Genomic DNA, 7,460 nt, shown 5'->3' with positions numbered 1-7,460 from the left:
GGACCGGGAGACGGTCGGCGGGGCCCTCGCACGTCACCGGCCCTGGGGCGTGTCGTGCGGATCTTGTCGGACGCGGACCCGGCAGTGATCCACGAGACACTCCCTAGCCGCGCGGCCAGGCGTCGGCCAGCATCTTCCGGGTGTCCGCCAGCAGTTGCGGCAGGACCTTGGTGTGCCCCACCACCGGCATGAAGTTGGTGTCCCCGCCCCAGCGCGGCACCACGTGCTGGTGCAGGTGCGCGGCGATGCCGGCGCCGGCCGCCGCGCCCTGGTTCATGCCGATGTTGAAGCCGTGCGCGCCCGAGGCCGCGCGCAGCGCCGTCATCGCCTTCTTGGTGAACACCGCCAGCTCGGCGGTCTCCGCCTCGTCCAGCTCCGTGTAGTCCGCCGCGTGCCGGTACGGGACCACCATGAGGTGCCCGCCGTTGTACGGGTAGAGGTTGAGCACCGCGAACACGGCGTTCCCCCGCGCGACGACCAGCCCGTCCTCGTCGCTCAGCGACGGGATCGAGCAGAACGGACAGCCGTCGTCCGGAGCCGGGCCGGTCGGCTTGTTCTCGCCCTGGATGTAGGCCATCCGATGGGGGGTCCACAGGCGGCGGAAGCCGTCCGGCTCCCCGACGCCCTGCTGCAGTTCCGGCTCAGTCGTCATGCTGATCAGCATATTCGCCCGACCGTGCTTGCAAAGCCGCGCGGGGCGGACTCCCCGAGGAGCCCGCCCCGCGCCCGGGTACCGCGACCGGTGTCAGACCTGGATCCGGCGCTCCACCGCGTCCACGATCTCGGCCACCGCGTCGGCCAGCGGGACGCCGTTCTTCTGCTCGCCGCTGCGGTAGCGGAAGGAGACCGCGCCCGCCTCGACGTCGTCGTTGCCGGCGATCAGCATGAACGGGACCTTGGTCTTCTGGGCGTTGCGGATCTTCTTCTGCATCCGGTCGTCCGAGGTGTCCACCTCGACCCGGATCCCGCGCTTCCTGAGCTCGGCCGCGACCTCCAGCAGGTACGGCACGTGCTCGTCGGTGATCGGGATGCCGGTCACGGTGACCGGGGCCAGCCACGGCGGCATGGCGCCGGCGTAGTGCTCCAGCAGCACCGCGAAGAAGCGCTCGATCGAGCCGAACAGCGCCCGGTGGATCATGACCGGCCGCTGGCGCGAGCCGTCCGCCGACGTGTACTCCAGGTCGAAGCGCTCGGGCAGGTTGAAGTCCAGCTGGATGGTCGACATCTGCCAGGTCCGGCCGATGGCGTCCTTCGCCTGCACCGAGATCTTCGGGCCGTAGAAGGCCGCGCCGCCCGGGTCCGGGACCAGCGGCAGGCCCTGCTTCTCGGCGACCGCGGCGAGGACCGCGGTGGCCTCCTCCCACGCGTCGTCGGTGCCGACGAACTTCTCCGGGTCCTTGGTGGACAGCTCCAGGTAGAAGTCGGTCAGACCGTAGTCGCGCAGCAGGTTGAGCACGAAGGTGAGGGTCGAGTCGAGCTCGTCCGCCATCTGCTCGCGGGTGCAGTAGATGTGCGCGTCGTCCTGGGTGAAGCCGCGGGCACGGGTCAGGCCGTGCACCACACCGGACTTCTCGTACCGGTACACGGTGCCGAACTCGAACAGGCGCAGCGGCAGTTCACGGTACGAGCGGCCGCGCGCGTCGAAGATCAGGTTGTGCATCGGGCAGTTCATCGGCTTGAGGTAGTAGTCCACGCCCTCGTCGAGCTGCATGGGCGGGTACATGCCGTCCGCGTACCAGTCCAGGTGACCGCTCTTCTCGAAGAGCTTCCCCTTGGTGGCGTGCGGGGTGTAGACGAACTCGTAGCCCTCCTCCTCGTGCCGGCGGCGCGAGTAGTCCTCCATGGCGCGGCGGATGATGCCGCCCCGGGGGTGGAAGACGGCCAGGCCGGAGCCGATCTCCTCGGGGATGGAGAAGAGGTCGAGCTCGTTGCCGAGCTTGCGGTGGTCGCGCTTGGCGGCCTCCTCCAGGAACTCCAGGTGCGCCTTGAGCTCGTCCTTGCTCGGCCAGGCGGTGCCGTACAGGCGCTGGAGCATGGGGTTCTTCTCGCTGCCGCGCCAGTAGGCGGCGGCCGAGCGCATGATCTTGAACGCCGGGATCATCCGGGTGCTGGGCAGGTGCGGGCCGCGGCAGAGGTCGCCCCAGCACAGCTCGCCGCTCTTGGCGTCCAGGTTGTCGTAGATGGTGAGCTCGCCGGCGCCGACCTCGACGTCGGCGCCCTCGCCGGCGGTGGCGGCGGAACCCTTGAGGCCGATCAGCTCCAGCTTGTACGGCTCGGCGGCGAGCTCCTCGCGGGCCGCCTCGTCGGTGACCACCCGGCGGGAGAACCGCTGCCCGCGCTTGATGATCTCCTGCATCTTCTTCTCGATGGCCTTGAGGTCATCGGGGTGGAACGGCTTCTCGACGTCGAAGTCGTAGTAGAAGCCGTCCTTGACCGGCGGGCCGATGCCGAGCTTGGCCTCCGGGAAGAGCTGCTGCACGGCCTGGGCCATGACGTGCGCGGTGGAGTGGCGCAGGATGTCGAGGCCGTCCCGGCTGCCGATCGCGACCGGCTCCACCTCGTCGCCGTCCTGGACGACGTGCGCGAGGTCCTTCAGCTGACCGCCCACGCGGGCGGCGACGATCGAGCGGTCGTCGGCGAAGAGCTCGGCGGCCGTGGTGCCCGTGGTCACCACGCGCTCTTCCCGATCGGGTTCGCGGTTGATGATTACCCGGACGTCCGTCACCGGTCTCTCCTGACGTGCTGGATTCAGAGGACGCAGCACTTCGCTGCGCCTGACGATGGTACCGAGAGCGGTGGCCCCGCCGTCACCTCCGTACCCCTCCTACCCGTCCCGTCCCTCCCCCAGGGTCTTGAGCAGCCGCTCGCGCTCGGCGTCCTCCAGTCCGCAGGGCTCCAGGCCGGTGGGCCGGGCGAGCCGGCGGAACCCGCCGCGCCGCTCCAGCCGGCCGCTGACCCGCACGGGGGTGCCGGCCAGGTGGGCCCCGGCGGCGAGCCGGTAGGCGGGGTCGGGCAGCCGGACCTTGACCTCGTCGACCTCGGCGCCGCCGAGCACCCGCAGTCGCACGCTGCCCGGCCCCGCCGGGTCGGCGCGCTTGAGGCGGACCACCAGGCCGACCACCGTGACGGCGACGGCCGGCTCGATGCGCTCCAGCAGATCGGCGGCCTCCGCGAGGGCCGGGAGGTCGCCGGGGGAGAACTCGACGGCGATCCGGCGGTCGCCGAACCCGCCGGGGGTGCCCGCCGCGGCCGACCAGGCGACGGTGAACCGGCCGGCGGCGGCGCCCCGCACCAGCTCCTGGACGGCCTCCACCAGCTCGCGGCTGACACCGGACTGGACGGCGTTCTCGAAGGCCTCGCCGCCCCCGCTCACCCGCCGGTAGTCGACCGCGTCGCGCAGCGCCTCCAGGGCGCGGACCAGGGTGGTGACGGTTGCCCGGCCCTCGGGCGCGGGGGTGTACGCGGTCAGCCCTGGGCCGCCGGGGACGACCAGGACCCGGTCGAGGAAGTCGCCGGCCCAGGCGTCGAGGCGGGCACCGAAGTACGCGGCGCGGGTGCGGCCCGCCTTGGCCCCGGCGGCGAGCATGGCGCGGGCGGCCAGCCGGAGCCGCTCGGCGTCCTCCCAGGGCACGGTGCCCGGGGCGGCGGCGCCGGCCGGGGCGGCGAGGTCGCGCCGCCACTGGAGCTCGTCCCCCGGGACGGCCAGGGCGAGCAGGATGGCGCGGGCGGAGGGGCTGGCGGAGCGGGAGAGCGCGGTGACGGCATCGGTGAGCAGCTCGACCGCGTCGTCGAAGCCGTCCGCGGCGGGGACGAGCAGGCTGACCCCGGGGTCGGTGCCCTCGGGGGGCGTCCAGCGCCCGTAGCGGGCGGCGGGCCCGCCACGCCGGACCCAGCCGTGCCGGGCCAGCAGGGTGGCGAGCACCGCGGGGTCGACGGCCGCCGGATCGGGCAGCGGACCGGCCTGCGGCGGTGTGCCGGACGCGTGTCGCGTCGACCCGTGGGGCAGTGTCATGGGAACGGCTCCTCCCGGCCGGGGCCGGGCCGTCACGGGCTGCCGCCCGCACCGACCCGGGCCATGATGTCGCACAGGGCGCGGTCGTCGAAGACCTTCGCGGTGGGGACGCGGACGTTGGTCCGGCGCTGCCCCGTGACCGGGTGGCCGGCCAGGTTGACCCAGTAGCAGCAGTGCCGCAGCTCCAGGGCGTCGGGCCGGGCGGCGAGCCAGCGGTCGACGTGGCGGGGCAGCAGCATGACGACGAGGATCCGGGGCACGGCGACCCGGGGCCGGGCGAGCTTGCGCAGGTGGTCGTTGTCCAGGGTGAAGGAGAAGAACGCGCCGCGCGGGTCGGGCGCTGTCTGCTGGGTGGCCTTCAGCTGGATCTTGACGGTGACCTCGTCGTCGACCTCGTGACCGGACGAGCCGTGGCTCACGTGCCAGTCGATGCCGTTGTCGGGGAACGGCTGGGAGAGCGAGCAGCCCGCCGCGGCGGCGACCGCGTGCAGGTACCCGACCTGCAGCGTCTCCATGCAGGCGGTCACCGCCAGGTTCCCCCGCAGGACGGCCGCCGCCTCCCCGGGCTGCGGCTGCGTCAGCGCCATGACCGTCCGTCCTCCCCCGTTCCCGGGGCCCGTCCGGATTCGAACAGGGCGCCCGAGGGCAGGGTGCCCGGCCGGTGCGGCGGCAAACGGTTGAGGTGGCGTCAGGGGCGGGTATCACCGGGGCGGGAACACGCTGTTTTCGAGGGGCAGTCATGCAGCAGCACTGGTTCACCGGCCCGCTCGCCTCCTTCGACACCGAGACCACCGGCGTGGACGTCGAGACCGACCGGCTCGTCTCGGCCGCCCTGGTCGTCCAACCCGCCCCGGGCGCGGCCCCGGTGGCCACCACCTGGCTCGCCGACCCCGGCGTGCCGATACCCGACGGCGCCCGCGCGGTGCACGGGATCAGCGACGAGACGGTGCGGGCGCACGGACGTCCGGCCCCGGTGGTGGTGGCCGAGGTCGCGGCCGCCCTGGCGGCGCAGGCCCGGGCCGGGCGCCCGGTGGTGGTGATGAACGCCCCGTACGACCTGACCCTGCTGGACCGGGAACTGCGCCGGCACCGGGGGGTGTCGCTGACCGAGGCGACCGGTCCGGCGGCCCTGCTGATACTCGACCCGCGGGTGCTGGACAAGCACGTGGACCGCTACCGCCGGGGCCGGCGGACGCTGACCGACCTGTGCGCGCACTACGGGGTGGAACTGACGGGGGCCCACGACGCGGCGGCGGACGCGACGGCGGCGCTGGGCGTGGTGCGCACGATCGGCGCGCGCCACCCGGGAGTGCTGGGTTCGCTGACGGCGGCGGAGCTGCACCTGCGGCAGGCGGTCTGGCACGCGGCGCAGGCGCGGGGGCTGCAGGCCTGGTTCGACCGGTCCGGGGCGGACGAGCGGGTGGACCTGTCCTGGCCGCTGCGGCCGGCCCGGTGCGGCTGCGGGCGCCGGCTCTCGCCGGAGCACGACTGCGAGGTGGCGGCCTAGGGCTCTTGTGGATCACTGCCGGGCCCGCCAAGATCCACAAGACACGCCCTAGCGGAACCGGCAGGACGGCGGGCCCGCGGAAACGCCGCAGGCCCCGACCGGTCTCCCGATCAGGGCCTGCGTGCTGTCCGGTGGGCGATACTGGGATCGAACCAGTGACCCCTTCGGTGTGAACGAAGTGCTCTCCCGCTGAGCTAATCGCCCGGGCAACGAGAAGAACTGTAGCACCATTCGGGGGGTGCCGTACAACTCGTTCGGGCAGTACCGCCCGACGCCCCCACAGAACTCCTGCGGGGTGCGGAAGGTGACTGCGCCTCAGCGCATTCCCGGACACCGTTCGCCGGATTGTGGAAATACATGTGAGGCCCAGCCGATAATCGGCTGGGCCTCACATATCACAATGCATTCCGGTGGGCGATACTGGGATCGAACCAGTGACCCCTTCGGTGTGAACGAAGTGCTCTCCCGCTGAGCTAATCGCCCGGGTGCAGGGAAAACATTACCGCATCCCGGAGGGTGGTCCGAACGCGCTCCCTCCCCCCGGACGGCCCGCCCGGACCGGGTGACCCGGCAGGCCGGCGGCCCGGCGGACGGCTCAGTCCTCGTCGATCTTCCAGGGCATGACCAGGCCGTACTTCCACAGGTACCAACCGCCGATCGCGGCGATCAGCGCCAGCCCGATCGCGGTGAGCGTGATGTTGCGGCGGCGGACCCGCGGGTCCAGGGCCTTCTGCGCGGCCTCGGCCACCTTGCGGCGGGTCCAGCGCAGCGCCAGCTGGGCCCAGACGAACTCGGTCGCCCAGATGCCCATGCCCAGGAAGATGACCACCCAGCCCGGCCCGGGCAGCGGCAGCATGATCACGCCCAGCACCACCACGGCGAGGCCGACCAGGAAGACGGCGACCTGCCAGCTCAGGTGCAGCGGGCGCGAGCGGCGGATGAACCGCGGGGCGCGCGAGCCCAGCGGCCTGCCGCCGTCCCCGGCCTCCGCGCCGCCCTCCCCCGCGCTCCCGCCCCCGGCGTCGCCCGCGCCCGTCGGCACCCCCGTGTCGTCCGGCACGATCACATCCCCCGTTCCGGTGTTCCCGCCCGCGTCCCCGCGAGCCTTGTCGCTTCGCACAGTCATGCCAGGAAACTAACCGAGAAGGGGCCCGGTAATCGCCCGGCGGCCAGTCTGTGGCGATTCCGCAATGCGCCGTAAGGGGTACGACTCGCGCCCGAATCGGGACAGAGGGGTTTACATCGGTCTTGGAGGTGGGATGGTCCGTTCGCCGACGTGCGATTCCCCGAGCGCACACTGAGCGAAAGGCCATGGCGCTTATGAACACCACGGTCAGCTGCGAGCTGCACCTGCGCCTCATCGTGTCCAGCGAGTCCTCACTGCCCGTCCCCGCGGGCCTTCGCTACGACACCGCCGACCCCTACGCCGTGCACGCCACGTTCCACACCGGCGCCGACGAGACCGTGGAGTGGGTGTTCGCCCGAGATCTCCTTGCGGAGGGGCTGCACCGACCCACCGGTACCGGCGACGTCCGGGTGTGGCCGTCGCGCAGCCACGGGCAAGGGGTGGTCTGCATCGCACTGAGCTCTCCGGAAGGAGAAGCCCTGCTGGAGGCCCCGGCCCGGGCGCTTGAGTCGTTCCTCAAGCGGACGGACGCCGCCGTGCCGCCCGGCACCGAACACCGTCACTTCGACCTCGACCGGGAGCTGTCCCACATCCTCGCCGAAAGCTGACCCCGACCGGAGGCGGTCACACCCCGCTGTCGGCGGGGTCGTAGCCCCTGCCGTCAACCGCAGCCGTCCTACTCGGGGGCACGGCAGCAGACTCAGCCGCGCACGACGCGGTCTCGGGGGCCGGTGATGAAACGGTTCGTCCCCACCGGGGCGGGCCGGCAGCACCGAAGGCGCCCGGCAGCGAGGCCGGCCACCCCACGGGTGGCC

At 72.6% G+C, this 7,460-nt stretch carries 7 protein-coding genes and 2 tRNA genes; 2 read left to right on the top strand and 7 right to left on the bottom strand.

Annotation, left to right across the window (positions count from 1 at the left end; translation table 11 throughout):
• Positions 1–103 precede the first annotated feature (103 nt).
• From ACFCX4_RS32925 to ACFCX4_RS32910, 4 genes are all read right to left on the bottom strand, one after another.
• Positions 104–664 carry an HIT domain-containing protein gene (locus ACFCX4_RS32925; protein WP_376150554.1) on the bottom strand — a complete coding sequence of 187 codons (561 nt, stop codon included), beginning with the start codon at positions 662–664 and terminating at the stop codon, positions 104–106.
• A gap of 81 nt (positions 665–745) precedes the next feature.
• A complete protein-coding gene (gene thrS / locus ACFCX4_RS32920; protein WP_376150552.1) occupies positions 746–2,725 on the bottom strand; it encodes a threonine--tRNA ligase in 1,980 nt (659 codons plus the stop codon).
• A gap of 99 nt (positions 2,726–2,824) precedes the next feature.
• The gene (locus ACFCX4_RS32915; protein ID WP_376150550.1) at positions 2,825–4,012 is read right to left on the bottom strand and encodes a hypothetical protein; all 1,188 of its coding nucleotides are present in this window, start codon (positions 4,010–4,012) and stop codon (positions 2,825–2,827) included.
• Positions 4,013–4,044: 32 nt separating this feature from the next.
• Entirely contained in the window at positions 4,045–4,599 is a 555-nt protein-coding gene (locus ACFCX4_RS32910; protein WP_376150548.1) for a DUF4365 domain-containing protein, read from the bottom strand.
• A 152-nt stretch (positions 4,600–4,751) separates the two neighbouring features.
• On the opposite strand from ACFCX4_RS32910, the gene ACFCX4_RS32905 reads away from it, so the two are divergent.
• Complete coding sequence (locus ACFCX4_RS32905) at positions 4,752–5,519, top strand: exonuclease domain-containing protein (RefSeq protein ID WP_376150546.1); 768 nt, start codon at positions 4,752–4,754, stop codon at positions 5,517–5,519.
• Positions 5,520–5,651: 132 nt separating this feature from the next.
• On the opposite strand, the gene ACFCX4_RS32900 is transcribed toward ACFCX4_RS32905, so the two are convergent.
• From ACFCX4_RS32900 to ACFCX4_RS32890, 3 genes are all read right to left on the bottom strand, one after another.
• Positions 5,652–5,723: transfer RNA gene (locus tag ACFCX4_RS32900), tRNA-Val, on the bottom strand.
• 207 nt (positions 5,724–5,930) lie between these two features.
• A tRNA-Val gene (locus ACFCX4_RS32895) sits at positions 5,931–6,002 on the bottom strand.
• A 112-nt stretch (positions 6,003–6,114) separates the two neighbouring features.
• Positions 6,115–6,645, bottom strand: coding sequence for a TIGR02611 family protein (locus ACFCX4_RS32890; RefSeq protein ID WP_376150544.1), 531 nt, complete (start codon positions 6,643–6,645; stop codon positions 6,115–6,117).
• Between the two features lie 194 nt (positions 6,646–6,839).
• On the opposite strand from ACFCX4_RS32890, the gene ACFCX4_RS32885 reads away from it, so the two are divergent.
• Entirely contained in the window at positions 6,840–7,253 is a 414-nt protein-coding gene (locus tag ACFCX4_RS32885; protein ID WP_030056266.1) for an SsgA family sporulation/cell division regulator, read from the top strand.
• Positions 7,254–7,460 lie beyond the last annotated feature (207 nt).

It is taken from the genome of Kitasatospora sp. NPDC056327, assembly GCF_042261735.1.
Lineage (GTDB): Bacteria > Actinomycetota > Actinomycetes > Streptomycetales > Streptomycetaceae > Kitasatospora.
Note: the sequence above shows the minus strand (reverse complement) of the source record. Positions and strands in the feature narration are given on the sequence as shown.